Below are 25,446 nucleotides of genomic sequence, written 5' to 3'. Positions count from 1 at the left end.
TGCCGGCGCGCGGACTACTTGCTCTTGCCGGGCGTGGCGCTGCCGCTGTCGCTATTGAGCGAGCGGTTGATGGCGCGATTGGCGTCATCGACCAGGCCATCGAAATCACTGAACACCCGATTGATCGCCTTGGGGGCGTCCGCGATGCTGATGCCGTTTGCGGTGGTGGCGTAATTCGACGCACAAGCGCCCAACAAGACGGGCAACAGCAGAGAAAGCAGTGACAGACGCATCATGGACCCATCGTTAGACAAAACGAGGGGCCCTGCACAGGCCCCTCATCGCGAGCCATCCAAGGCTCAGGCAGCAGCAACCGCAGGCTTCAGGCCAGCTTCCATTCGTGACGGAAAGCCTGAGGGGCCGCGGCCTGGGATTCGTAGGTGACCAGTTCCCAGGCGTCTTGCTGCTCGAGCAAGGCGCGCGCCAACTGGTTATTGAGGGCATGCCCGGATTTTTGCGCCACGTAGCGCGCCACCAGCGGCTTGCCCAAGAGATACAGGTCGCCGATGGCGTCGAGAATCTTGTGTTTGACGAACTCGTCGTCATAGCGCAGGCCATCGCTGTTGAGCACGCGGAACTCGTCCATCACGATGGCGTTGTCCAGGCTGCCGCCGCGGGCCAGACCCATGGAACGCAGCGCTTCGACCTCGTTGACGAAACCGAAAGTGCGGGCGCGGGCGATTTCACGCACGTAGGAGTGGGTCGCGAAATCGATCTCCGCGAAATTGGCGGTGGAATCGATGGCCGGATGACGGAAATCGATGGAAAACGCCAGCGCGAAACCTTCGTGCGGCTCCAGCCGGGCCCATTTTTCGTTGCGCCCCTCACCCTCGCGCACTTCAATGGGCTTGAGCACGCGAATGAAATGCTTGGGTGCGTTCTGCTCGACGATGCCTGCCGAGCGCAGCAAATACACAAACGTGGCGGCACTGCCGTCCATGATCGGCACTTCTTCGGCCGTCAGGTCGACATGCAGATTGTCGATGCCCAGGCCAGCCAGCGCGGACATCAAGTGCTCGACCGTCGAGACGCGCACATTGCCCTGCTGCAGCACGGAGGCCATGCGGGTATCGCCCACCCCGGTCGCTTCGGCCGGGAGATCCACCACCTCGGGCAGATCGACACGGTGGAACACGATGCCAGTATTGGGTTGCGCAGGGCGCAGGGTCAACTCGACCCGCCGTCCGGAATGGACGCCGACGCCAGTCGTGCGGACGAGATTTTGTATGGTGCGCTGTCGAAACATAATTGGTGCTTTTATGACCTGCCAACCTCGGCGGACTCCCGAACAATGAGAATGCCGTCAGTTTGTTGGTTGCATTGTAACCCCGGGGACTTCGCCATGCCATGCAAATGAAACAATATACGCTACGCATCCGACCCCAAAATCGGGCCGGCAACGCTCCTGCGCTCGTCTGCCCTGGGGAAGGAGCAGACGAGCGTTGAGGGAGTGCTGCGCCTGTCGCGGGCCAGGCGCGGCTACGTTCAGTCAGCCTGCTTGCGCAGGAAGGCCGGGATGTCGAAGTGATCCATGCCCGAGCTTTCCAGCGCACGCACCTGGGCCGAAGCCTGGGTGCGCGGATTGCGCATCACCGACGGCATGTCCAGACCGCGGTAATCGCCGCTCTGGCCAGCCAGCATGCCGCCTGCGGGCATGTTGTCGGTACCGGTACGCAGTTCCTCGGTGACGGTCTGCACCAGTTGCGGACGCGCGGCAGCGGCACGGCCCAGGCCGGTCGCCACGACGGTCACGCGCAGGTTCTCGCCCATGGTTTCGTCGTAGGCGGTACCGAAGATCACGGTGGCATCTTCCGAAGCGTAGCTGCGGATGGTTTCCATGATCTCGCGCGTTTCGCGCATCTTCAGCGAACGGCTGGAGGTGATGTTGACCAGCACGCCGCGAGCGCCGTTGAGGTCCACGCCTTCGAGCAGCGGGCAAGCAATCGCCTTCTCGGCCGCCACGCGGGCGCGGTCGGCGCCGCTGGCCGTGGCCGTGCCCATCATGGCCTGGCCCTGCTCGCCCATGATGGTCTTGACGTCTTCGAAGTCGACGTTGACATTGCCTTCGACATTGATGATCTCGGCGATGCCGGCGCAAGCGTTGTGCAGGATGTCGTCGGCCGACTTGAAGCAGTCTTCCTGCGTGGCTTCTTCGTCCATCAGTTCATAGAGGTTCTCGTTCAGAACCACGATGAGCGAGTGCACATGCTTGCCCAGTTCGGAGATGCCCTCTTCGGCCATCTTCAGGCGCTTGTTGCCCTCGAAGCTGAACGGCTTGGTCACCACGCCGACGGTCAGGATGCCGAGCTCCTTGGCCACCTCGGCCACCACCGGGCCTGCGCCCGTGCCCGTGCCGCCGCCCATGCCCGCGGTGATGAACACCATATGCGCGCCATTGAGGGCCGAACGGATTTCCTCACGCGCCGTTTCGGCGGCTGCACGGCCTTGCTCGGGCTTGGCGCCCGCGCCCAGACCGGTACGGCCCAGGCGGATCTGCACCGGTGCGTTGGTCGCCGCCAGTGCCTGGGCGTCCGTGTTGGCGCAAATGAAATCGACGCCGCTCACACCGCTGCGAATCATATGCGCGACGGCATTGCCGCCCGCGCCCCCAACACCAACGACCTTTATGACGGTCCCTTTGGTGTTGTTCTCAAGCATCTCAAAGTTGATCATGATGACTCCCTCACAAGTCCGATTTCCAAAAGCCCGATTTCAAAACGCCGAAATCCCCAACAACCTGTTTTCTATCGCCTCAATTCCGCAGCCGACTGGCTATCAATCCGCTACGGATTTGAGACGCTCCCTCTTCCGTCACCGGCCGCAGGCTGCACGGCTGGCAACGAGGGATGGGCCCGCACCCACCCCTGATCAATTCATAAACCACTCTTTCATGCGCGCCAGCAGGCCCTTGAAATTGCCCGTCTGCGCGGCCACCTTGCGGCCTCGCACACGCTGCATGCGCGCTTCCTGCAACAAGCCCATGACCGTCGAGAAGCGCGGATTGCGCATCACGTCGGCCAGGCTGCCTTCGTATTCGGGTACCGCCACGCGCACCGGCTTGAGGAACACATCCTCGGCCAGTTCGATCATCCCGGGCAGTTGCGCCGAGCCGCCGGTCAGCACCACGCCGGAGGCCAGCAGATCCTCGTAACCGGAGTCGCGCACGACCTGCTGCACCAGCGAAAACAGTTCTTCGACGCGCGGCTCGATGACCGCGCCCAGCGCCTGGCGCTTGACCTGCCGCGGACCGCGGTCGCCCAGACCGGGCACCTCGACGGTCTCGTCGGGGCTGGCCAGCACCTGTTTGGCCACGCCGTAGCGCAGCTTGATCTCTTCGGCGTCCGGCGTCGGCGTGCGCAGCATGGCGGCGATGTCATTGGTGATCTGATCGCCGGCGATCGGAATCACCGCGGTATGCCGGATGGCGCCGCCGGTAAAGATCGCCACGTCGGTCGTCCCGCCGCCGATATCGACCAGCACCACGCCGAGTTCCTTCTCATCGGCCGTCAGGCAAGCCAGGCTGGAGGCCAGCGGCTGCAGGATCAGATCCTGGACTTCCAGGCCGCAGCGGCGCACGCATTTGACGATGTTCTGCGCCGCGCTGACCGCGCCGGTGACGATGTGCACCCGCACTTCCAGGCGCAGGCCGCTCATGCCGATCGGCTCGCGGATGTCTTCCTGCCCATCGACGATGAACTCCTGGGTCAGCACGTGCAGCACCTGCTGATCGGTGGGGATGTTCACCGCCTTGGCCGTTTCGATCACGCGCGCCACATCGGTGGCGGTGACTTCCTTGTCCTTGACCGCGACCATGCCGCTCGAATTGAAAGAGCGGATGTGGCTACCCGCGATGCCGGTATAGACATCACGGATCTTGCAGTCGGCCATGAGCTCGGCTTCTTCGAGCGCACGCTGGATGGAGTTGACGGTGGTCTCGATATTGACCACAACGCCCTTGCGCATGCCGCGCGACTCGTGCTGCCCCAGCCCGAGTACTTCGAAGCGGCCTTCGGGCAGGATTTCGGCCACCACCGCAATCACCTTGCTGGTGCCGATATCGAGGGCGACGATTAGGTCCTTGATGTCACGGGTCATGGCGTCAATTTTTCTTGGCAGGTTTGGATTTGGAATGTGATTTGCTTTCCGACGGCGGCAAGGGCGCGAGCGCCAGTGCGAAGCCGTTGGGGTAACGCAGGTCCGCGCCCGTCACGGTGCGCCCCTCCAGATGGCTGGCCACACCGGGCCAGACTTGCACGAAGCGTTGGATGCGCGCGGCAAAGGGCAGCGCACCCGGCAGGCCGTGCGGATCCGGTGCATCGGCACCGGGATCGCGGCCCAGATCCAGCGTCATGCCGTTGGAGAGCACCGCTTTCCAGGCATAGCGCGGGCTGAGTTCGAGTTCTTTGACGTGCAGATCGAGCGGCGCGAACCAGCGCGCCAGTTCCGCATAGCGCTGCACCACCAGGCTCTCCGTTCCGTCCGGACCGGCGAACTGCGGCAGCGCATCCTCGTCCTCCAGCTCGCCGGTATTGGCGGTGAAGGACTCGCCCCAGGTGTTGATCATCTGGTTCTCGTTCCAGAGCGCCAGAGGCTGCTGCTCCTCGACGCGCACCCGCAGAATGTTGGGCCAGATACGGCGCACGGTGGCATGGCGCACCCAGGGCACCGACTCGAACACCTCGCGCGCCTCGTCCAGGTCCACGGTAAAGAAATTGCCCTTGAACCGGCCGGCGATGGCCGAGCGCACCGAGCCGGGCGATACGTAATGCAACTCGCTGTCCGGCATGGGCTCCAGCTCCACGGCGGACAGGTTGAAATAGGGCCGTTGCGCCACCCATGCCACGCCGGCCAGCAGCAAGGCAGCGACCGCCAGCACGGCGAGCGTGTTGGCGATCAGGTTGATGGTGCGAGCCTCGTTCCACACGGGGTGTCCTATTCGTCAGTGCGCGCAGGCGCGTGCAGCTTGCAGGAAGCCTCGGCCAGGATGGCCACGCAGAGCTCGGCATAACTCATGCCGACTGCCCGCGCAGCCATCGGGACCAGGGAATGGCTGGTCATGCCGGGAGACGTGTTCATCTCCAGCAGCCAGGGCTGGTGCTGCGCATCCAGAATGAAATCCGCGCGCCCCCACCCTGCGCAACCCAGGGCGCGGTATGCCAGCACGGCGATACGCTCGACCTCCGCGGCCACGCCTTCGGGCAGATCGGCCGGGCAGAAGTATTGGGTGTCGTTCGTGAAGTACTTGTTCTGGTAGTCGTAATTGCCATCGGGCGCGACGATCTCGATGACGGGCAGCGCGCGCGCGCCCCGGCCCGAGCCCAGCACGGCCACCGTCAGCTCACGGCCTCGCACGAACTGCTCGGCCAGCACGACTTCGTCAAAATGCGAGGCCGAGGCATAGGCTTGCTTGATGTCCGAATAGCCCGCGACCTTGGTGATCCCGACCGTCGAGCCTTCGTGCGGCGGCTTCAGGATGAGCGGCAAGCCCAGGCGATCCGGCACCTGGCGCAGGTCCGTCGCGGCGTCGATCTCCTCGAAAGCCGGCGTCGGCAGCCCGTGCTGCAGCCAGATCCGCTTGGTCATGATTTTGTCCATGGCCACGGCCGAAGCGGCCACGCCGCTACCCGTATAGGGGATGTTCAAGAGTTCCAGCGCGCCCTGGATGGCGCCGTCTTCACCGTAGCGGCCATGCAGCGCGATGAACACCCGCTCGAAACCGGCGGCCTGCAACTCGGCCAGCCCCTGCAGACCGGTATCAAACAAATGGGCGTCCACGCCCGCGCTGCGCAAGGCTTCATGCACGCCGGCGCCCGACATCAGCGAGACTTCGCGCTCGGCCGACCGGCCGCCGTAGAGCACGCCAACTTTTCCGAATTTCTGAGTCATGCCTGCTCTCCCAGCTGGGACGGCACCTTGCTGATCGAGCCTGCGCCCATGAGGATGAGCACGTCGCCATCCCGCATGAAGCCGCGCACGGTCTGCGGCAGCTCGGCCACATCTTCGACAAACACCGGCTCGACCTTGCCGGCCACGCGCAAAGCGCGCGACAGCGCCCGGCCGTCGGCGGCCACCAGCGGGGCCTCGCCCGCGGCATAGACTTCGGTCAGCAGCACGGCGTCGGCCGTGCCGAGCACCCGCACGAAATCTTCGAAGCAATCACGGGTGCGGGTGTAGCGGTGCGGCTGAAAGGCCAGCACGATGCGGCGCTGCGGCCACGCGCCGCGGGCCGCGGCCAAGGTCGCGGCCATTTCGACCGGATGATGCCCATAGTCGTCGACCACGGTGTACTTGCCGCCGCCGTGCTCGGCCGCCACGGGATAATCGCCCCATTGCGTGAAGCGGCGGCCGACCCCCTTGAAGGCAGCCAATGCCTGGCAGATGGCCTGATCGGACACGCCCAGCTCCGACGCCACGGCGATGGCCGCCAGCGCGTTGCGCACATTGTGCAGCCCCGGCAGGTTGAGCTCGACTTCCAGCGTCGGCAACTCGATATCGCGATGACGGCGGCTTACCGAGAAGCGCATGCGAGTGCCGTCGGCGCGCACGTTTTCGGCGCGCACCTGCGCTTCCGGGCTCAGGCCGTAAGTCGTGATGGGCCGCGACACGAAGGGCATGATTTCGCGCACGTTGGCGTCGTCGACGCACAGCACGGCCGAGCCATAGAAAGGCAGACGCTGCGTGAACTCGATGAACGCACTCTTGAGGCGCGCCACATCGTGTCCATAGGTGTCCATGTGATCGGCGTCGATATTGGTGATGATGGCCATCACCGGCAGCAGATTCAGGAACGAGGCATCCGACTCATCAGCCTCGACGACGATGAACTCGCCTTGGCCCAACTGCGCGTTGGCGCCGGCCGAGTTCAAGCGCCCGCCGATCACGAACGTCGGATCCAGATCCCCAGCGGCCAGCACACTGGCCACCAGACTGGTCGTGGTCGTCTTGCCATGGGTTCCCGCCACGGCGATGCCGCGCTTCAGGCGCATGAGTTCGGCCAGCATGACCGCGCGCGGCACGACCGGTATCCGCGCGGCACGAGCCGCGATGACCTCGGGGTTGTCGCCCGCGACAGCCGTCGATGTGACGATGGCATCGGCGCCGGCGACGTTGTCGGCCGCATGGCCGATGGCGACCTGCAAGCCGAGATCCGCGAGCCGCCGCGTGACGGCCGACTCGGTCAGGTCGGAGCCGCTGACCTTGTAGCCCAGATTGAGCAGCACTTCGGCGATGCCGCTCATGCCCGAGCCGCCCACGCCTACGAAATGGATATGTTGAATGCGATGTTTCATGATTGACGCCCCGCTGCCGCCATGCAGACGTCGGCGATGTGTTCCGCCGCATCCGGGCGTGCTTGCGCGCGCGCCCGCTCGGCGACGGTTTGGAGTTCGGTACGGTTGCGCTGGGCCAGCCAGTCGGCCAGCCATTCGGCCGTCAGCGCGCTTTGCGGCTGCAGCCAGGCGGCCTGCGCATCGCTCAGATAGCGCGCGTTGGCGGTTTGGTGATCGTCGATGGCATGCGGAAAAGGCACGAACAAGGCCGCCACGCCCGCCGCGGCGACTTCGGCCACCGTCATGGCGCCGGCGCGGCAGATCAGCAGATCCGCATGGGCCAGGGCGCCCGCCATGTCCTCGATGAAGGGCAGGCATTCCGCCTGCACGCCAGCCTGCGCGTACGCCGCCTGCAATGCCTGCACATGCTGGGCCCCCGCCTGATGCACCACCACTGGCCGCTGTGCCGGCGCAAGGCGGGCCAGCGCCTGCGGCACCACGGTATTGAGCGCCTGCGCGCCCAGCGACCCCCCTACCACCAGGATGCGCAAAGGCCCTTGGCGGCTGGCATAGCGCAAGGCGGGCGCGGGCAGATGGCACACTTGCTCGCGCACCGGATTGCCGACATTGTCAGCGCCCGGCAACACATTGGGAAAGCCCGTGAGCACGCGCTGGGCCATGCGCGCCAACCAACGGTTGGCCGTGCCCGCCACGGCGTTCTGCTCGTGGATCACCATGGGCGTGCGCCGCAGGGCCGCGACCACCCCGCCCGGAAAGGCGACGTAGCCGCCCATGCCCAGGACGACATCCGGTTTGATGGCCGACACATGCCCCCAGGCCTGCGCCACGGCGCGCGTCAACAAGAACGGCAATTTCAGCAAGGCGGCGGCGCCGCGGCCACGCACCCCCTGAAAACGCAGTTCCGCCAGCGCGATACCGTGGGCCGGCACGAGCTTGCCTTCCATTTTGTCGGGATTGCCCAGCCAACGCACCTGCCAGCCACGCTGACGCAGGATGTCGGCCACGGCCAGGCCCGGCATGATGTGCCCGCCCGTGCCGCCGGCCATGATGAGAATGGTGGGCGCGCTCATACGCGTCCTCCCCGCATCATCATCCGGTTTTCATAATCGACCCGCAGCAGCATGGCCAGCGCGCAGAGATTCATCACGATGCCCGAACCGCCATAGCTCATCAGCGGCAGGGTCAGGCCCTTGGTGGGCAGCAAGCCCAGGCACACGCCCATATTGATGAAGGCCTGCACGCCAAACCACATGGCCACGCCGTGGGCCACCAGGCCGGCGAAGGTGCGCTCCATGGCGATGGCCTGCCGCCCGATGTCAAAGCCGCGCTGCACGATGATGCCGAACAGCACGATGACCAGCATCACGCCGGCAAAGCCCAGCTCCTCGCCCACGACCGCCATCAGAAAGTCGGTGTGGGCTTCCGGCAGGTAATGCAGTTTTTCCACGCTGGCGCCCAGACCCACGCCAAACCATTCGCCACGCCCCAAGGCGATCAGCGAATGCGACAACTGGTAGGCGCTGCCATAGGCGTTTTCCTGATTCCAGGGATCGAGGTAGGCGAACAGCCGCGCGCGGCGCCAGGGCGACAGCCAGATCAGCATCAGGAAGGTGCCCACCAGCACGGCCAGCAGGCTGCTGAAATACTTACCGTTGATGCCGCCCAGGAACAGGATGCCGATGGCGATGGCCACGATCACCATGAAGGCGCCCAGGTCGGGCTCGAGCAGCAACAGCATGCCCACGCCACCCAGGGCGCAGGCCATGGGCAGAAAGCCGCGTGCGAAAGCCTGCATATGCTCCTGCTTGCGCACGGTGTAATCGGCGGCGTAGAGCAGCGCGGCCAGCTTCATCAGCTCGGAAGGCTGGAAATTCAACGGCCCCAGCGGAATCCAGCGGTGAGCGCCATTGACCTCGCGGCCGATACCGGGAATGAGCACGGCCACCAGCAGCACGAGCGCCACCATGAACAGCGGCACGGCCAGCCGCTGCCAGACCCGTATCGGCATGGTCAGCACCAGCGCACCGGCCACCAGACCCGCGGCCATGAACAGCCCGTGGCGGATAACGAAGTAATAGCGGCCATAAGAGGCGTATCGCGGCCCGTCGGCCAGCCCGATGGAGGCCGAGTAAACCATGAGCAAGCCCAGCAGCAACAGCGTCGCTGCCGCGACGATGAGCGGCAGATCGGTGTTGCGCATGCGCGTCCGCCCCGGGCGCACGGCATTGACGCTGGCGGTCAGCTCGGCAAACAGGCTCATAGCACCTCTCCCCGATCGCGGGCCAGCTCATCGACCTCTTCCGCGAAGACCTCACCGCGGTGCGGGTAGTTGCGGAACATATCCAGGCTGGCGCAGGCCGGCGACAACAGCACCGCATCGCCCGGCTGGGCCAGCTCGGCGGCCTGGCGTACGGCATCGCGCATATCCTGGGCATGGACCCGTTGCACGCCGGTGGCCGCCAGCACTTCGCCGATGGCCGGGCCATCGGTGCCTATCAGCACCACCGCGCGGGCATGGCGTGCCACCACGGGGCACAACGGCGAGAAATCCTGGCCCTTGCCTTGCCCACCGGCGATCAGGACCACGCTCTGGCCCAGGCCCTCCAGGGCCGCCACCGTGGCGCCGACATTGGTGCCCTTGCTGTCATTGATGTAGTCCACGCCGGCGACACTGCGCACAAAGGCGGCGCGATGCGGCTCGCCGGCGTACTCGCGCAACGCGCGCAACAGCGGCCCCCAGCCCAGATCCAGCACGCGGGCCAGTTGCAGCGCCGCCAGCGCATTGAGCGCATTGTGCACGCCGCGAATGCGCAGGGCATCGACCGGCATGAGCCGGCTCATGCGCCCCGTACTGCGCTGCGGCGGCGGGGCATCTTTCTTGCGGCGCACCGGCGCGGCCTGGTCTTCGAAGTCGCTGGGTTCGCACGCGACCAGCCAGGACACGCCCTGCCCCAACTCCAGCCCCATATCGCCCACCAGCGGCGGCAGGTCACGCCCGAAGCTGCGTACGTTCAAGCCGTTGAGGTCGGCCACCATCGACGTGGTCAGTGCATCGTCGCGATTGACGATGGCCACGCGTGCCATCGTCAGCAGACGCGCCTTGGCTTGCGCATAGGCTTGCATGCTGCCATGCCAGTCCAGGTGGTCCTGGGTGACATTCAGCACCACGGCCGCGTCGGCGCTCAGGCTGTGCGTGGTTTCCAACTGGAAACTGGAGAGCTCCAGCACCCAGACGTCGGGCAACTGATCCTGATCCAGCGCATCCATGAGTGACGTCAAGGCCGCCGGGCTGATATTGCCGGCCGCCCGCACGCTCAGGCCGCTGGCCTCGATCAATTGCCGGGTCAGTGCCGTCACCGTGGTCTTGCCATTGGTGCCGGTCACGGCCAACAGGCGCGGCTGGTACTCGCGGGCAGCGGCCAGCCGGGCCAGTGCCCGCGCAAACAATTCGATCTCGCCCACCACCTCGATGCCGCGCGCCGCCGCGGCCGTCAGCAAGCTGGCGGCGGGCTCCTGCCCGGGCGCCAGGCCGGGGCTGAGCACGAGTTGCGACACGCCATCGAGCAAGGCCGGATCAAACTGCCCGGCGCATCCCAGGTGGTACTGCACATCCGCGTCGCGCAAGGCGGCGCGCAAAGCATCCAGCCCTCCCGGCTGCGCGCGCGTGTCGGCCACGCGAAGGCGGGCGCCTTCACGTGCGCACCAGCGCGCGGCAGCCGCGCCCGTCTCGCCCAATCCGAGGATCAGGACAAGCGGTGCGTCGGCACGGGAGGTTTCTTCGGTGTTCATCGCAACTTCAGGGTCGAAAGGCCAATCAGCACCAGCATCATGCTGATGATCCAGAAACGCACGACGACCTGGGTTTCCTTCCAGCCGCCGACTTCAAAATGGTGATGGAGTGGCGCCATCCTGAAGATGCGCCTGCCCTGCCCGTATCGGCGTTTGGTGTATTTGAACCAGGTCACCTGCAGCATCACCGAGAGGGTCTCGACGACAAACACGCCGCCCATGATGAAGAGCACGATCTCCTGGCGCACGATCACGGCGATCGTCCCCAGGGCGCCGCCCAGCGCCAACGCGCCGACGTCCCCCATGAAGACCTGCGCCGGATACGCGTTGAACCACAGGAAGGCCAGCCCCGCGCCCCCGATGGCCGCGCATAGCACCATCAGTTCGGAGGCGCCCGGTATATAGGGAAACAGCAGGTATTTGGAGTAATCGACCCGCCCGACCACATAGGCAAAAATGCCCAGCGCGCCGCCCACCATGACGGTCGGCATGATGGCCAGGCCATCGAGGCCGTCGGTCAGGTTGACCGCGTTGCTGGTGCCAACGATGACAAACCAGGTCAGGGCCACGAACCCCAGCACACCCAGCGGATAACTGACGGATTTGAAGAACGGCACGATCAGGTCGGCTCGCGTGGGCAAGGGCATGCTGAAGCCGCTCACGACCCAGGCCTTGAACAGCGGCCACAGTTCCGTATTGGCCGGTGCCGACACCGCGAAGGCGAGATAGACCGCCGCCACCAGGCCGATGGTGGCCTGCCAGAAGAATTTCTGCCTGGCGGGCATGCCTTCCGGATCGCGATGCACGACCTTGCGGTAATCATCCATCCAACCGATCCAGCCAAAGCCGAAGGTCACCAGCAACACCACCCAGACAAAGCGGTTGGTCCAGTCGGCCCACAACAGCGTGCTGATCGCGATGGAGATCAGAATGAGCGCACCGCCCATGGTCGGCGTGCCAGTCTTGACCAGATGCGTCTGGGGGCCATAGGCGCGCACGGCCTGGCCAATTTTCATTTCGGTCAATTTGCGGATCACACGCGGCCCCGCCGCCAGCCCGATGAGCAAGGCGGTCGCGCAGGCCAGCACCGCGCGCAGGGTGATGTACTCCAGCACACCGATCGCGCGCACATCGTCGGACAACCAACGAGCAATCTCAAGCAGCATGCTTGTCCCCTTGGCCGGGGGCCGTCTGGTTGTCATTTACAGAAAAAGCCGTCACTACCTGCTCCATGCGCATAAAGCGCGAACCTTTAACCAATACGCTGGCCGGACGCAGGCCGCGCAATGCGGCAACGACTTCGTCTACCGATGCGCAGGCGCGCGCCTTCGCGCCGAACTCGGCCGCGGCCGCTCGGCTGGCGTCACCTAGCGTGAACAATGCGTCGATCCCGTGATCGCGCGCGTACCCGCCGACTTCACGATGCATGGCGGGACCGTTGTCTCCGACTTCGCCCATATCGCCCAGCACGAGTGCGCGCGGGCCGGGCAACTGCGCGAGGACCTCGATGGCCGCGCGTACCGAATCGGGGTTCGCATTGTAGGTGTCATCGATGAGCAACGTTCCGTCACTCATTTCCTTGCGTTGCATGCGGCCTTTGACGGCGGCAAAGCCCTGCAGCGCGCGAATCGCGCTCGCCAACGGTGCGCCAGCAGCCAGTGCGCAGGCGATCGCGGCCAACGCGTTGCGCAGATTGTGCTCACCCGGCACGGGCAAAGACAGCTCCGCCACTCCGACCGGTGTTACTACACGACACAAGGTGCCCATCAAATCGGCGCGCACATCCTGCGCATACACATCGAGACCCGGCTGCAGACCGAAACGCAGCACACGCCGCGCGCCCGCCAAGGCATCCCAGATCACCGTGTACCGGTCATCGCCGGGATAGACCGCAATCCCGTCATCCGGCAACGCGGAGATCACCGCGCCGTTCTCGCGTGCCACGGCTTCGACCGTGTGCATGAATTCCTGATGCTCGCGCTGCGCGTTGTTGACCAGCGCCACCGAGGGCTGGGCCATCTGCGCCAGCAGCGCGATTTCGCCGGGATGATTCATCCCCAGCTCGAATACGGCCGCGCGATGCGAGGCGCGCAGGCGCAACAGCGTCAGGGGCAGCCCGATGTCGTTATTGAAATTACCCGCCGTCGCCAGGCGATGATCCTCGCCCTGCCAGTCGGCCAGAATGGCCGAAATCATTTCCTTGGTGGTGGTCTTGCCGTTGCTGCCGGTCACGGCAACGGCCGGCAAAACGAAACGCGACCGCCAGGCCGTGGCCAGACGCCCCAGCGCCTGGCGCGTATCGCCCAGCACCCATTGCGGCAAATCGGTATCGGCGACCCGATGCGCCACCACGGCGGCGCAGGCGCCGGCGGCCTGCGCCTGAGGCAGGTAGTGATGGCCGTCGAAAGACTCGCCCGCCAAGGCCACGAAGAGCTGATTGGCGGCAATGCTGCGCGTATCGGTCGACACGCCGCTGACATAGGGCAGCCACAAGGCTGCGCGCGCCCACTCGCGATCGTCGAAGGTGTTTTTGCGCCCGGCGATTTCCTGATAAGTCTCGTGGCCCTTGCCCGCCAGCAGCACGACGTCCTCGGGCTTGCTGGCCCAGATGGTCTGCAGAATCGCCTGCGCGCGATCGACCTGGGACGACACCGGCCGCCCTGCGCTCACCCCGGCCAGCACCTGTTCGATGATGGCTTGCGGGGATTCGCTGCGCGGGTTGTCGCTGGAGACGACGATGCGGTCAGCCAGCTCGCCGGCGATGCGGCCCATCTCGGGACGCTTGCCCGGATCACGGTCACCGCCGCAGCCAAACAGGCAGACCAGGGCACCGCCACGCGCCTGCGCCACCGGCCGCAGCGCGGCCAGCGCGCGCGCCAGCGCGTCAGGGGTGTGTGCGTAGTCGACCACCACCAGGGGCCCCGAGGCCGGGACGCTCAACGGCGGCAGCGCCACGGTTTGCAGGCGACCATCGACGGGCGCGGCGGCGGCGATCTCGCGCGTGACCGCTGCGACGGGCCAACCCAGTTTGAGCAACATGCCCGCCACGAGCAAGAGATTCGACACGTTGTGGCGGCCGAGCAGGCTGGTGACGACCTGCGCCTCGCCCTGCGACGTCTTCAAGGTGAAAACCTGGCCGTGCGCGGTGGCCTGCAGATCGCAAGCGTAAATCTCGGCCTGGCTGGATTCGATCGAATACCCGCTGGCCAGCGCAGCCGGCAGCGTCGCCAGCAGGCGCTGACCCGCGGCATCGTCCGCGTTGATGACCGCGGCCTGCAGATCAGGCCAGCCGAACAGCAGGGCTTTGGCGGCCTCGTAGTGCTGCATGGTGCCGTGGTAATCGAGATGGTCGCGCGTCAGATTGGTAAAGCCCGCCACCACCAGCCGCACCTTGTCCATGCGGCCTTGTTCCAGACCGATGGAGGAAGCCTCCATCGCCACGGCCTGGGCTCCGGCGTCACGCATGGCCGCCAGCCAGCGGTGCAAGGTGACCACATCGGGCGTGGTCAGGCTGCCGCCCAGCGACCGCCCATCGGGCAGCAGACCGCCCAACGTGCCTATCGTGCCGCAGGGCTTACCCAGGCGGGTGAGCGCCTGGGCCAGCCAATGCACGCAGGACGTCTTGCCATTGGTGCCCGTGACGGCCAGGACATTCAGGTTGGCCGAAGGTTGGCCATACCAGGCATCGGCCAATTCGCCCAGCATGCCGCGCAAGCCGGCCACGCCCACCAGGCGCTCGTCCTGCGGCAGCGCGACGCTCAAGGCGTCCGTATCGTAGGCCACGGCACCCGCGCCGGCGGCCAGCGCCTGCGCGATATAGCTCCGGCCATCGCCGTGCACGCCCGGGCAGGCTAGGAAGACATCCCCCGCGTGCAGATCGCGCGAGTCCAGGCGCAGATCGGCATCGGCCGTCACGCGTGCACGCAAGTCCTGCAGTACCGACTGGAAGCCGCCGGTGGCGGCGCGCCGCTCGCTCATCGCGCCCCCCCGCCTTCGACACCCGCGACAATGGTGGATTCGAACGGCGCGTCAGGCTGCACGCCCATCAGACGCAGCGTGCCACCCACAATGCTGGAGAACACCGGCGCGGCGATGGCGCCGCCGTAATAGCCGCCCACTTGCGGCTCATCAATGGACACGGCGACCACGACTTTGGGATTGGAGACCGGCGCAAACCCCACGAACGAGCTGCGATAGCGCTGCATGCTGTACTTGCCATCGACGATCTTGCGCGCCGTGCCGCTCTTGCCGGCCACGCGGTAGCCCTGCACCTGGGCGGCCTTGGCCCCATCCGGTCCGGCGGCGGCCTCGAGCATCGAGCGAATCAAGCCGGCGGTTTTGGGCGTATAGATCTTCACACTGGTCGGGTCGCTGTCGCGCTTGACCAGCGTCAACGACACCATGTCGCCATCCCGCGCGAACACGGTATAGGCGCGCGCCACCTGCAACAGCGACACCGACAGGCCATATCCGTAGGCCATCGTCGCCTTCTCGATCAGGCGCCAGCGATCCCACGGCCGCAAGCGGCCAGGCGCGGCGCCCGGGAAACCCAATTGCGGCGCCTGCCCCAGGCCCAGTTCGGTGAAGCGATCCCACATCTCGCGGGCCTGCAGCTTCTCCGAAATCATGGTCATGCCGATATTGCTCGAGCGCCGCAACACGCCCGCGACGTCCAGCACGCCATTGCGGCTGACATCGCTGATGGTCGAACCCTGGTACTGGAAACGCCCATTGCCCGTATCGAACGTCGTCGAGGTCGAGATGCGCCCCAGGTCCAGGGCCAGCGCGGCGGTAAAGGGCTTCATGATGGAACCCGGCTCGAAGGTATCCGTGATGGCCTGATTGCGCAGCGTGGCGACCTTCCAGTTTTCACGCCGGTTGGGGTCATAGGACGGCAGATTGGCCAGCGCCAGGATCTCACCGGTATGCACGTCCAGAACGACGGCCGTGCCCGCGCGGGCCTGATGCTTGTCCAGCGCCGCCTGCAGTTCTTTATAGACCAGGTATTGCAGACGCGTATCGATGGACAGGCGCAGATCGCGGCCATCAACCGGCAAAGTGACGGCTTGCACGTCCTCGATGACGCGCCCGAGGCGATCCTTGATCACGCGCCGCGTGCCAGGCCGACCCGAGAGCTGCTGATTGAATGTCAGCTCCACGCCTTCCTGACCCTGGTCCTCGACGTTATTGAAGCCCACGATGTGGGCCGTGACTTCGCCTTCCGGGTAATAGCGGCGTGACTCGGGCTGCTGATGAATGCCGGGCAGCCCCATCTGCTTGACCTTTTCGGCCACGTCCATGGGTACCTGACGCTTGATGTAGACGAAGTTGCGGTCCTCGTCCGACAGGCGGCGGCGCAGCTCGGCCGGCGGAATGTCCAGCAGCTTGCCCAGGGTATTGATCTGATCGGCGGTGGCGACCTTGGCGTCTTCCGGGATGGCCCAGATGGCCCGCGCCGGAACGCTGGACGCCAGCACCACATTGTTGCGATCCAGAATCTTGCCGCGCGTGGCCGACAAGGTCAGTGTCCGTTCGTAGCGCCGCTCGCCCTGCTGCTGCAGGAACTCATTGGTCAGCCCCTGCAGAAACAGCGCGCGGCCGGCCAGCACGGCCAGGCCGGCAAACAGCAGGATCAACACCAGGCGCGCGCGCCACATCGGCAGTTGGCCGCGCAGCACCGGATTGTCGAAGAACGGCACGCGTTTCATTGCGCGCCTCCGGCGATGGGCGCCGGCTGCACCATATAAATGGTGCGGTCGGGCACGATGGGAATCATCTTCAGTTCTTCGCGCGCGGCGCGGTCGACCCGCGCGTTGCGCGCCAGTTCGGCCCGCTCAAGTTGCAGCCTGCGCCAGTTGGTGTCCAGATCGCGCGCCTCGGCCTGCCCGCGCCCCAACTCTATATAGAGCTGGCGCGCCTGATAACGGCTCGTGACCAGCGAGATGGCCGAGAGCATCAGCAAAGCAGCGACGACGAGGCTGGCGCGACCCATCAGCGGCGCCTCCCCTTGGACGGTTGTGCGGCGCCGGGAACGACCGGCGCGAAGCCAGCCGCGCCGTCGGCGGGCAAAGGCTGTTCGGTACGCTCGGCCGCACGCAGAATGGCCGAGCGCGAGCGGGCATTGCCCGCCACCTCGGCCTCATCGGCCACGACCTTGCCCAGCGATTGCAAAATGGGTTGGGGCAACTCGCTTTCTCGCAGAGGCAGGCGCGGATGCGCGGCAGCCGGCCTGGCCGCCGCCGCGATGCACTGCTTGACCATCCGGTCTTCCAGCGAGTGAAAACTGATCACCGCCAACCTCCCCCCTGGGGCAAGCAGCTCTATAGCTGACGTGAGGGCGCGCGCGAGCTCTTCGAGCTCCCGATTGATGTAAATCCGTAGAGCCTGAAAGGTGCGTGTGGCCGGATGCTGCCCCTTTTCGCGCGTGCGGACGGCGCTGGCGACGCACTCGGCAAGCTCGAGCGTGGTGCGCAGCGGCCGTGTTGCGCAGCGAGCAGCAATCGCCTTTGCAACCTGAAAAGCAAACCGTTCTTCGCCATAATCTGCGATCACCTCCCGCATCTCTTCCACACTGGCTTGCGCCAGCCATTCCGCAACCGTGGGGCCACGGCTCGTATCCATACGCATATCCAGCGGACCATCTCTCATGAAAGAGAAGCCCCGCTGTGCATCATCGATCTGGGGTGAGGACACACCCAGATCCAGCATCACGCCATCGATCTGCTCGATGCCGCGCGCCGCCAACGCTTCGGTCATGGTGGCAAAGCCGCCATGCACCACTTGCACCCGGCCATCCTCGGCGGCCAGGGCCTGAGCCACCGCGATGGCTTGAGGATCTTTATCGAACACCACCAGGCGAGCCTGCGGCCCGAGCCGGCGCAGCAACTCGCGGCTGTGCCCGCCGCGGCCGAACGTGCCGTCGACGAAAGTGCCGCCTGCTTGCCGGCGTTGCGCGGCCTCCTCGTCCCGGGGGCGCGTACGAGAGGCGCCCCTGCCGCCGAAATCGGCTTGCAGCAAGGCATCCACCGTCGGCTCCAGCAGAACGGGCCGGTGCTCGAATTCCATAGTCGGTTTCAGAACGAAAACTGATTCAACACGTCCGGCATCCCCTGGGCCAAATCGTCCGCCTCGCGGCGGGCCAGGGAAGCGGCATCCCAGAGCTCGAAGTGCGTGCCCATACCGAGCAGCATCACGTCGCGCGTCATTCCGGAAGCGTTGCGCAGTTCGGGAGCGATGAGGACCCGGCCGGAACCGTCGATCTCAACGTCCTGGGCATTTCCCAACAACAGCCGCTGCAAGGCGCGCGCCGACATCGGGAAAGCCGCGATCTGCTCGCGCTTCTTTTCCCACTCGGGTCGCGGATAGACCAGCAAGCAGCCGTCCGGGTGGCGAGTCAGGGTCAGCCGGCCTTCGGCCTGCGAAACCAGGGCGTCACGATGCCGGGTCGGAATCGAGATCCGTCCCTTAGCATCCAACGTGAGCGCGCTGCTTCCCTGAAACACGGATTTGCCCCACTTAATTGCACAAATTCCTACTTTTTCCCACTCTACGGGAAGGCTCAGGACGGGTCAAGCCAGCGGTTGCAATTTTTTCAATCACAACAAGGACTTAGAGCAATTTGTAAATGAGGGGACAGAGAAAACATCCTGATAAATCAGCATGTTGCGCCGGGAACTAAAAGTCCTTAGTCAAGAAGTGGTCGCAAACAAGTGGTTTCTCGCTCAGACGAGCCGACGGATCGGGGACGCGCGACGCCATCGGCCCCTGAGGGACCGGTGGCGACGGGAAGAAGAGAAAGCAGAGCAGATCTATAGGCCGGATTCTGTACGCCAGGTCTCCCTGGCGGGCAATCATTCCTCTGGGCGAACCATTGCTGGAACGCTCTAGCCACCTACCCGCATGCTCGAGCGAGCCGCTCTTCCCGGTCCGAAGACCTTGCGCATGCCTATTTGATGTTGCTCCGGATAGAGGTTGCCGCGTTTCACCCTGCGATGCCGGCAGCCGTTGCCAGCTGCCACGGCACGGAGTGGCCGTGCCGGTGCATTCTTGCGAATGCCCGCCCCGCAGACTCGTCTCTGTGGCCCTAGTCCTCGGCTCGATGCTTGCGCACCTCACCGGACGGCCGTTAGCCGCTATCCTGCCCTGTGGAGTCCGGACCTTCCTCGATGAACGAATCACCGCGATTGCCCGATCTGCCCTGCGGCCCGCATTGTAGTACACCCTGCCCCCGGGCCCGGTTCTGCGACAATACGACTTACGTTCCGCGCAGAATCCCATGGCTCAAAACACGCTTATCTCCCTGACCAACGTCCAGCTGGCTTATGGACACCACCCCTTGCTCGATCACGCCGACTTCGCCATCCAGGAAGGCGAGCGCATCGGCCTGATCGGCCGCAATGGCGCCGGAAAATCGTCGCTGCTGCGCCTGCTCGATGGCCGCAACCAGCCCGATGACGGCGATATCAGCCGCAGCTCGGGGCTGCGTGTGGTGACGGTCGAGCAGGAGCCCACGCTCGACGAAAGCCGCACGGTCTACGACGTCGTCTGCGACGAAGAGGCCAATCCCGAAGACTGGCAGCGGCCAGCGCGCGTGCGCGCCACGCTCGAGAAACTCGGCCTGCCGACCGACGCCCTGATCGCCGGCCTGTCCGGCGGCACACGCAAACGGGTGGCCCTGGCGCGCGCCCTGGTGGATCAGCCCGACCTGCTGCTGCTCGACGAACCGACCAACCATCTGGATTTCGAGGGTATCGCCTGGCTGGAAGAGCTGCTGCGCACCTGGAAAGGCGCCGCCGTCATCATCACCCACGACCGGCGCTTTCTCGACGCCATCGCCACGCGCATCGTCGAGCTGGACCGTGGCCGGCTGCTGAGTTTTCCCGGCAACTTCAGTCAGTGGCAAGAGCGCAAGGCGCAATGGCTCGAATCCGAGCGCCTGGAGCAAGCGCGCTTTGACAAGCTGCTCGCCCAGGAAGAAGTCTGGATCCGCAAAGGCGTGGAAGCCCGGCGCACGCGTAACGAAGGCCGCGTGCGCCGCCTCGAGCGCCTGCGCGTGGAACGCGCCGACCGCCGCGAACGCATGGGTAACGTCAATTTGGCCGTCGCCCAGGGTCAGCGCTCCGGCAAGATCGTCTCCGAGCTGCGCGACGTCTATCAGGCTTTCGGCGACAAGACCGTGGTCAACGACTACTCGACCACCATCCTGCGCGGCGACCGCATCGGCATCATCGGGCCCAATGGCGCCGGCAAAACCACGCTGCTCAAGATCATCCTGGGCCAACTGACCCCCGACCGCGGCACGGTACGCACCGGCACCAACGTCGAGGTGGCGTATTTCGATCAAATGCGCGCCCAGCTCGACGAAGATGCGGCGCTGGCCGATATCATCAACCCCGGCAGCGAATGGGTGGAAATCGGCGGCACGCGCAAGCACGTCATGAGCTATCTGGGCGATTTTCTGTTCTCGCCGGCTCGCGCCGGCTCGCCCGTGCGCAGCCTGTCCGGCGGTGAGCGCGCACGCCTGTTGCTGGCGCGGCTGTTCGCACGTCCGGCCAACGTGCTGGTGCTCGACGAACCCACCAACGATCTGGACATCGAAACGCTGGAGCTGCTCGAAGAGTTGCTGCAGGATTATGCGGGCACCGTGCTGCTGGTCAGCCATGACCGCGCCTTTCTGAACAACGTCGTCACGCAAACCATCGCCTATGAAGGCAATGGCCACTGGCGTGATTATGTCGGCGGCTACGATGAGTGGCTGCTGCAGCGCCCGTCCGCCCCAGCCGCGGAGCCAGCGAGCACGCCGGCGGCGCCCGCCGCGACGCCCGCCACGCGCGCCAAGCCGACGCGCGCGGCCAAGATCAGTTCCTGGGAGTTGCGCGAACTCGAAGGGCTGCCGGATGCCATTGCCGGCCTGGAAACCGAACAAGCCACCCTCAGCGCCAAACTGGCCGACGGCAGCCTCTACCGCGACGCCCCGGAGGAAGTCGAGCGCATCCAGGCCGAGCTGGCACGCATCGAAAAAGACCTCGAAGCCAAATTCGAGCGCTGGGAAGCGCTCGAGGAGCGCCGCGCGGCCAGCGCCTGAACAGACGCGCCGGGCCGTGGCATCAGCCGGGGCCCGGCGCCGTCAGGGCGCTCAGACCTGCACGCGCCAGGGCAGAGCCTCACCCGCGGCCAGCGGCACGATTGACGTATTGCCGTAAGGCAGCTCGTCCGGGATGGAGAAAGGCTCGCGCACCAGCATTAGTGTGCCGGTATTGCGCGGCAGGCCGTAGAAGTCCGGACCATGGTGGCTGGCGAAGCCTTCCAGTTTATCCAGGGCCCCGGCGTTCTCGAAGGCGGTTGCGTACAGCTCCATCGCGTGCAATGCCGTGTAACAGCCGGCACAGCCACAAGCATGTTCTTTCAGGCCTTTGGCATGCGGGGCGCTATCGGTGCCCAGGAAGAAACGCGGGCTGCCGCTGGTGGCGGCCTGGACCAGCGCCTGGCGATGCACTTCGCGCTTGAGAATCGGCAGACAGTACCAATGCGGACGCACCCCGCCCTGAAAGATGGCGTTGCGGTTGTAGAGCATGTGTTGCGGCGTGATGGTCGCCGCGATGGGACCCTCGGCATCACGCACATACTCGGCGCCTTCCTTGGTCGTGATGTGCTCGAACACCACCTTCAAACCGGGATAGGCACGGCGCAGCGGCTGCATGACGCGCTCGATGAAAATGGCCTCGCGGTCAAACACATCGATGGCAGGATCCGTGACTTCGCCATGCACCAGCAACGGCATGCCGGCTTTCTCCAGCGCGGTCAGGGCCGGGGCACACTTGCCCAGCAAGTCCGTCACGCCGGCATCGGAGTTGGTCGTCGCGCCGGCCGGGTACAGCTTGACGGCGAAGACCTGCCCGCTGGCCTTGGCGCGCTCGATCTCGGCAGCCGGCGTATTGTCGGTCAGATACAGCGTCATGAGCGGCGTGAAATCCACGCCCTCGCCGACGGTTTTGTTCAAGGCCGCGACAATGCGTTCGCGATACGCCAGCGCCTGCTCGGTGGTCGTCACCGGCGGCTTGAGGTTGGGCATGATGATGGCGCGCGCGAACTGGCGCGCCGTATCGCCGACCACCGCTTCCAGCGCAGCACCATCGCGCAGATGCAAATGCCAGTCGTCGGGTCGGGTGATCGTGAGTTGAACAGGGTGGGACATGAATGAGGGCCTTTACTCGGCCAAGGGCATGCCGCGTTCGGCCAGGGCAGCAAACATGGCGCTACCCAGCGGAATCACGGCGTCATTGAAATCGAAATGGGAGTTGTGCAGCACGCAGCCCGACTCCGCCCCGCCTTGTCCAAGGCGGAAATAAGCACCGGGCTTGGCTTGCAGCATAAACGAAAAATCCTCCGAGCCCATGGAAGGGATCAGATCGCGCACGACCTTTTCCTTGCCCACCATCTCGGTTGCGATGTCGGCCACCAGCGTGGCGTGCTGCGGCGTGTTCAGTGTCGCCGGATAAATCCGCTCGTAGGTCACCTCGGCCGTGGCGCCAAAAGCGCTGGCAATCGCCGAGGCCAACTCCCGCATCCGCGTCTCGACCATTTCCTGCACCGACTTGCGAAAGGTACGGACGGTACCGACCATCTTCGCCTCGCGCGGAATGACACTCATGGCCCCCGGGTGGCCGGCCTGTAGCGAGCCGATGGACACCACGGCCGAGTCCAGCGGATTGACGTTGCGCGACACGATGGTCTGCAACGCCGTGATGAGGTGGCCGGCGACCGTCACCGGATCGATAGTCTGGTACGGATGCGCGCCGTGGCCGCCGCGGCCATTGATGACGATCTCGAAACGGTCGGCGGCCGCCATCATCGGTCCGGGATTGACACCCACCGTGCCCGGGGGCAAGCCCGGCCAGTTGTGCAGGGCGTAGATGGCGTCGCACGGAAAGGTGTCGAACAGGCCGTCGTCGAGCATGGCCTTGGCGCCGCCACGGCCTTCTTCGGCAGGCTGGAAGATCAACACGGCCGTCCCGTCAAAATTGCGGCTTTGGGCCAGATACCGGGCCGCACCCAGCAAAATGGCGGTGTGTCCATCATGGCCGCATCCGTGCATCAGGCCAGGCTTGGTGGACTTATGCGCAAACGCGTTGTCTTCGGCCATGGGCAATGCGTCCATGTCGGCCCGCAGGCCGATCATGCGCCCGCTGTCGCAGCGGCGGCCGCGGATCACCCCCACCACGCCTGTCTTGCCGATGCCGCGATGCACCTCGATCCCCAGCGCCTCCAGGGCGCCGGCGACGATGCCTGAGGTGCGCACTTCCTCGAACCCCAGTTCGGGGTGAGCGTGCAGATCGCGGCGCAGCGCGGTCAGTTCGTCATGAAAAAGCCGTATCGATTCAAGCGGGGAGCGTGCGTACATAGGACGTTACAGGAACCTGGCTGAGGGGTGTGTGTAGGCCGATTTTAGTTGCTACAGAGGATAAATGCCTTTGTCTTTACCCGGTAGACACGTTATGCTGCGGCCCGCAGGACATTTTTTCCAACATCCAGAGAAGGAGCGCCGCATTATGGCCACACCCTCCAAAACCGCGACCACGCGCAAACCGAATGCCGCGTTTATGAAGCCTCTGACCCCCAGCGCCGAGCTGGCTGCCGTCATCGGCTCGGAAGCCGTGCCGCGCACCGAGGTCACCAAAAAGATCTGGGACTACATCAAAAAGCACAACCTGCAAGACGCCAGCAACAAGCGCAACATCAACGCCGATGCCAAGCTGCGCCCCATCTTCGGCAAGGATCAGGTCACGATGTTCGAGCTGACCAAACTGGTCAACGCTCACCTGAAGTAAGCACCAGGGTCGAGGGCGTACCTCGTACGTCCCTTCCTTGCTGCGCGCTGCCTTAGCGCCCGCCGAAGCTGACCGGGAGTCGCCGTCCTGCCTGCCCGGCCATGCTCTCCTGCATTGCCCATCCCGTTTGCCCCAAGCCGTTGCGTCTTCGCCGTCGAGCACCAGACGCAAACGCAAATAAGCCGGCACCAGGCCGGCTTATACGCAAAGCATTCCTCAGGCGTAGCTCGACGGAGGATTCCCCTCCAGCAGCGCCAACCATCCTCTGATCAATCGGTAGAGCACCCAGACCACGGTGGCTATCATCCCGATCCAGCCGATATAAATCAGCGTCAGCACAAAGCTGACAGCCAACCACAGCAGCGACCACCAAAAGGTGCGCAGCAGCCAGTCAAAGTGCGAGGCGTAGACCGTCCCTGCGGTATCCGATCGCTTCAGATACATCAGCACCACGGCCGCCAGCGTCGCTACGCCCAGAATGCCGCCGGTGAGAAAACCCAGTGCAAACAAGCCATAGGACACATGCGTGAGAGTGCGCAGATCCAGGGGTTGGGAACCCGGTAGGGGATTGGGAGATTCGCTCACGATCACAGCTCCATCGAATACATTCGCCCAATCTTACCGCACTATGCCGGACGTTCCCGGCGTGCGTTGTTATTTGGGTACGCAGCGATAAATAGCCCTTGCCGCATGGCCAGATGCGAGGCTGTTTCAACAGCCGATGGCCGCATAGCCGTCTGGCTGGCCGACTGACTGGCCGCCTGACGGCGGTTTGAGCGCGCATCTTCGCGGCCATACCTGAGCACGGGCCGACGTGGGGTGCGCAGGTGGTTCAGTGAAGCGGCATCGATTCGCACTTGTCGCCAGCGGCGTGGGCCAACGCCGGCCGTGGCGGTGGAATACGAGCCTTCAGTTTCAGCGTATCCGTGCGAGCAGACGATCTGCCAGGCCAGTGCGCCAGACCGGCATCCCCGCAGCGGGTCAGCGCTAGCGCCAAAGATCACGTTCACACAACGCAGCTCGCGCGGCCTACGCCCACACCCTCTGCGCCGCACAACGCAACGCGCCTACAGCGGGCAGTGCTGCCGCCAGGTATCAGCCTCACACAAGGGAGCCAGCGCAGCACGCCGCAGCTCAGGCATCTGAGGGCAGGCCAGCGAGGAGGGTTTACGCTTTTCGGGGAGCACGTGCCGCGAGAGACGCCGGCGCGGTAAGCGCTGGAGCGGCTGCGCGGCAAGGCGCGGTCAGCAGCACGAGGGCCAGAGGCGGTCACGCACGTTGCGCGCGCCGCACAAACAAAACGCGCAAAACAAAACCCCGTAAGCGGATAGCTTACGGGGTTTTGAGGAATAAAAGCCTGACGATGACCTACTTTCACAGACGTACGTCCACTATCATCGGCGCGAAGGCGTTTCACTGTCCTGTTCGGGATGGGAAGGAGTGGGGCCACCTTGCTATGGTCGTCAGGCGTAACCGGCTAAGCGGTTGACGCATTGTCAACGGCTTGAATTTGGAAGAAGCAGCAACTGAGTTGCGTTGAT

General features: G+C 65.1%; 22 protein-coding genes, 1 rRNA gene and 1 other RNA gene. 3 read left to right on the top strand and 21 right to left on the bottom strand.

Annotated features, from left to right (window positions below):
• Window positions 1-14: 14 nt before the first annotated feature.
• From CAL22_RS03530 to ftsZ, 3 genes are all read right to left on the bottom strand, one after another.
• Window positions 15-236: a hypothetical protein gene (locus CAL22_RS03530; RefSeq protein WP_094810389.1), complete on the bottom strand. Its 222-nt coding sequence runs from the start codon at window positions 234-236 to the stop codon at window positions 15-17.
• Window positions 237-322: 86 nt separating this feature from the next.
• A complete protein-coding gene (lpxC, locus tag CAL22_RS03525) occupies window positions 323-1,246 on the bottom strand; it encodes a UDP-3-O-acyl-N-acetylglucosamine deacetylase (protein ID WP_094810387.1) in 924 nt (307 codons plus the stop codon).
• A gap of 239 nt (window positions 1,247-1,485) precedes the next feature.
• Window positions 1,486-2,673, bottom strand: coding sequence for a cell division protein FtsZ (ftsZ, locus tag CAL22_RS03520; RefSeq protein WP_094810385.1), 1,188 nt, complete (start codon window positions 2,671-2,673; stop codon window positions 1,486-1,488).
• Between ftsZ and CAL22_RS21095 the strand changes: the two genes are divergently transcribed.
• Window positions 2,581-2,868 carry a hypothetical protein gene (locus CAL22_RS21095; RefSeq protein ID WP_167383516.1) on the top strand — a complete coding sequence of 96 codons (288 nt, stop codon included), beginning with the start codon at window positions 2,581-2,583 and terminating at the stop codon, window positions 2,866-2,868. The genes ftsZ and CAL22_RS21095 overlap by 93 nt on opposite strands.
• On the opposite strand, the gene ftsA is transcribed toward CAL22_RS21095, so the two are convergent.
• The 14 genes from ftsA to rnpB all read right to left on the bottom strand — a co-directional run bounded on the left by ftsA (window position 2,869) and on the right by rnpB (window position 19,277).
• A complete protein-coding gene (ftsA, locus tag CAL22_RS03515; protein ID WP_094810383.1) occupies window positions 2,869-4,095 on the bottom strand; it encodes a cell division protein FtsA in 1,227 nt (408 codons plus the stop codon). It abuts the gene before it with no gap.
• Between the two features lie 4 nt (window positions 4,096-4,099).
• The gene (locus CAL22_RS03510) at window positions 4,100-4,924 is read right to left on the bottom strand and encodes a cell division protein FtsQ/DivIB (protein WP_094810381.1); all 825 of its coding nucleotides are present in this window, start codon (window positions 4,922-4,924) and stop codon (window positions 4,100-4,102) included.
• Between the two features lie 8 nt (window positions 4,925-4,932).
• The gene (locus CAL22_RS03505; RefSeq protein WP_094810379.1) at window positions 4,933-5,886 is read right to left on the bottom strand and encodes a D-alanine--D-alanine ligase; all 954 of its coding nucleotides are present in this window, start codon (window positions 5,884-5,886) and stop codon (window positions 4,933-4,935) included.
• Complete coding sequence (gene murC, locus CAL22_RS03500) at window positions 5,883-7,289, bottom strand: UDP-N-acetylmuramate--L-alanine ligase (protein WP_094810377.1); 1,407 nt, start codon at window positions 7,287-7,289, stop codon at window positions 5,883-5,885. The genes CAL22_RS03505 and murC overlap by 4 nt, the downstream gene beginning before the upstream one ends.
• Entirely contained in the window at window positions 7,286-8,359 is a 1,074-nt protein-coding gene (gene murG / locus CAL22_RS03495; RefSeq protein ID WP_094810375.1) for an undecaprenyldiphospho-muramoylpentapeptide beta-N-acetylglucosaminyltransferase, read from the bottom strand. Before murG ends, murC begins: the two co-directional genes overlap by 4 nt.
• Window positions 8,356-9,549 (bottom strand): putative lipid II flippase FtsW, encoded by a 1,194-nt coding sequence (ftsW, locus tag CAL22_RS03490; protein ID WP_094810373.1) that lies wholly within the window; start codon window positions 9,547-9,549, stop codon window positions 8,356-8,358. The genes murG and ftsW overlap by 4 nt, the downstream gene beginning before the upstream one ends.
• Window positions 9,546-11,078, bottom strand: coding sequence for a UDP-N-acetylmuramoyl-L-alanine--D-glutamate ligase (gene murD, locus CAL22_RS03485; RefSeq protein WP_094810371.1), 1,533 nt, complete (start codon window positions 11,076-11,078; stop codon window positions 9,546-9,548). Before murD ends, ftsW begins: the two co-directional genes overlap by 4 nt.
• Complete coding sequence (mraY, locus tag CAL22_RS03480) at window positions 11,075-12,244, bottom strand: phospho-N-acetylmuramoyl-pentapeptide-transferase (protein ID WP_094810369.1); 1,170 nt, start codon at window positions 12,242-12,244, stop codon at window positions 11,075-11,077. Before mraY ends, murD begins: the two co-directional genes overlap by 4 nt.
• On the bottom strand, window positions 12,234-15,056 hold the full coding sequence (gene murF / locus CAL22_RS03475) for a bifunctional UDP-N-acetylmuramoyl-L-alanyl-D-glutamate--2,6-diaminopimelate ligase MurE/UDP-N-acetylmuramoyl-tripeptide--D-alanyl-D-alanine ligase MurF (RefSeq protein ID WP_094810367.1): 2,823 nt from the start codon (window positions 15,054-15,056) through the stop codon (window positions 12,234-12,236). Before murF ends, mraY begins: the two co-directional genes overlap by 11 nt.
• Window positions 15,053-16,786 (bottom strand): peptidoglycan D,D-transpeptidase FtsI family protein, encoded by a 1,734-nt coding sequence (locus tag CAL22_RS03470; protein ID WP_094810365.1) that lies wholly within the window; start codon window positions 16,784-16,786, stop codon window positions 15,053-15,055. The genes murF and CAL22_RS03470 overlap by 4 nt, the downstream gene beginning before the upstream one ends.
• Window positions 16,783-17,070, bottom strand: a complete 288-nt coding sequence (gene ftsL / locus CAL22_RS03465) for a cell division protein FtsL (protein ID WP_094810363.1) — start codon at window positions 17,068-17,070, stop codon at window positions 16,783-16,785. The genes CAL22_RS03470 and ftsL overlap by 4 nt, the downstream gene beginning before the upstream one ends.
• A complete protein-coding gene (gene rsmH / locus CAL22_RS03460; RefSeq protein ID WP_094810361.1) occupies window positions 17,070-18,143 on the bottom strand; it encodes a 16S rRNA (cytosine(1402)-N(4))-methyltransferase RsmH in 1,074 nt (357 codons plus the stop codon). Before rsmH ends, ftsL begins: the two co-directional genes overlap by 1 nt.
• Window positions 18,144-18,151: 8 nt before the next feature.
• Entirely contained in the window at window positions 18,152-18,580 is a 429-nt protein-coding gene (gene mraZ / locus CAL22_RS03455) for a division/cell wall cluster transcriptional repressor MraZ (protein ID WP_167383543.1), read from the bottom strand.
• A gap of 293 nt (window positions 18,581-18,873) precedes the next feature.
• Window positions 18,874-19,277: RNase P RNA component class A (gene rnpB, locus CAL22_RS03450), an RNA gene on the bottom strand.
• 76 nt (window positions 19,278-19,353) lie between these two features.
• On the opposite strand from rnpB, the gene CAL22_RS03445 reads away from it, so the two are divergent.
• Window positions 19,354-21,162, top strand: coding sequence for an ATP-binding cassette domain-containing protein (locus CAL22_RS03445; protein ID WP_094810357.1), 1,809 nt, complete (start codon window positions 19,354-19,356; stop codon window positions 21,160-21,162).
• A gap of 51 nt (window positions 21,163-21,213) precedes the next feature.
• Here CAL22_RS03445 and pyrC read toward each other — a convergent pair whose 3' ends face one another.
• Entirely contained in the window at window positions 21,214-22,272 is a 1,059-nt protein-coding gene (pyrC, locus tag CAL22_RS03440) for a dihydroorotase (RefSeq protein ID WP_094810355.1), read from the bottom strand.
• Between the two features lie 12 nt (window positions 22,273-22,284).
• The gene (locus CAL22_RS03435; RefSeq protein ID WP_094810353.1) at window positions 22,285-23,478 is read right to left on the bottom strand and encodes a M20 aminoacylase family protein; all 1,194 of its coding nucleotides are present in this window, start codon (window positions 23,476-23,478) and stop codon (window positions 22,285-22,287) included.
• A 148-nt stretch (window positions 23,479-23,626) separates the two neighbouring features.
• Between CAL22_RS03435 and CAL22_RS03430 the strand changes: the two genes are divergently transcribed.
• Window positions 23,627-23,905: an SWIB/MDM2 domain-containing protein gene (locus tag CAL22_RS03430; protein ID WP_025517203.1), complete on the top strand. Its 279-nt coding sequence runs from the start codon at window positions 23,627-23,629 to the stop codon at window positions 23,903-23,905.
• Window positions 23,906-24,121: 216 nt separating this feature from the next.
• Here the strand turns inward: CAL22_RS03430 and CAL22_RS03425 are convergent, their stop codons facing one another.
• Together CAL22_RS03425 and rrf are read right to left on the bottom strand one after the other, a co-directional pair.
• Window positions 24,122-24,496 carry a DUF4870 family protein gene (locus CAL22_RS03425; protein WP_094810351.1) on the bottom strand — a complete coding sequence of 125 codons (375 nt, stop codon included), beginning with the start codon at window positions 24,494-24,496 and terminating at the stop codon, window positions 24,122-24,124.
• Window positions 24,497-25,260: 764 nt separating this feature from the next.
• Window positions 25,261-25,373, bottom strand: a 5S ribosomal RNA gene (gene rrf / locus CAL22_RS03420).
• Window positions 25,374-25,446: the final 73 nt, after the last annotated feature.

This window comes from Bordetella genomosp. 12 (assembly GCF_002261355.1).
In the GTDB taxonomy this organism is placed as follows: domain Bacteria; phylum Pseudomonadota; class Gammaproteobacteria; order Burkholderiales; family Burkholderiaceae_B; genus Bordetella.
The sequence above is the reverse complement of the archived record's forward strand: the minus strand, read 5'-3'. Positions and strand labels throughout refer to the sequence as shown.